The organism is Roseovarius halophilus (ex Wu et al. 2025) (assembly GCF_047086965.1).
In genome coordinates this window covers 1-793 of the sequence record NZ_JBKOTX010000516.1, presented here as the reverse complement: position 1 = coordinate 793, position 793 = coordinate 1, and the positions used below count along the sequence as shown (strand labels likewise).

Sequence of the window (793 nt, the reverse complement as noted above, 5' to 3'; positions counted from 1 at the left end):
CGGCGTGCCCCGCGCGCGGCGGGCGATCTCGGTCGCGCCGTCGGGCGCCACCGGCACGTTCAGCAGCGCAGCATTGCGCGTCACGATCTCGTCCAGTTCGGCGACCGTGTAGAACTGCAGCCGCGTCGGGATGCCGAACCGGTCGCGCAGCGGCGTCGTGAGCAGGCCCAGCCGCGTCGTCGCGCCCACCAGCGTGAAAGGCTGCAGCTCGATGCGCACGGTGCGGGCCGCCGGCCCCTCCCCGATCACGAGGTCCAGCTCGAAATCTTCCATCGCCGGGTACAGCACTTCCTCCACCGCCGGGTTCAGGCGGTGGATCTCGTCGATGAAAAGCACGTCGTTGCGCTCGAGGTTGGTCAGGATCGCCGCGAGGTCGCCCGCCTTGGCCAGCACCGGCCCGGATGTCATGCGGAAGCCGACGCCAAGCTCCTTGGCCATGATCTGCGCCAGCGTCGTCTTGCCCAGCCCCGGCGGGCCGTGAAACAGCGTGTGATCCATCGCCTCGGCCCGGCGCCGGGCGCTTTCGATGAAAATCGCGAGGTTCGCGCGCGCGTCGGCCTGCCCGATGAATTCGCCCAGCGCCTGCGGCCGCAGGCTGCGATCGGCGTCCTCGGGCAAGGGGTCGGGGCGCAACGTCGGGTCGGGGTCGGTCATGCGGCCCCCGGATATCGTGTCGGCTGGTGCATCGCGCTCATCCCTTCGGCGCCAGCAGTTTCAGGGCCGCTCGGATCAGGTCGGCGGTGCCGGCCTCGGGCGTCTCGCCGCCGGCCTGCGCCACCGCCGCCGCGGCCTC

At 71.6% G+C, this 793-nt stretch carries 1 protein-coding gene and 1 pseudogene; both read right to left on the bottom strand.

Translation table 11 applies throughout. The annotated features are described in order from the left end of the window. Positions 1–654 (bottom strand): Holliday junction branch migration DNA helicase RuvB (gene ruvB / locus ACH107_RS33240; protein WP_412509845.1); only part of this gene is annotated, 654 nt, incomplete at its 3' end. A gap of 37 nt (positions 655–691) precedes the next feature. After that, positions 692–793 (bottom strand): annotated as a pseudogene (locus tag ACH107_RS33235) (Holliday junction branch migration protein RuvA); the annotation flags it as partial.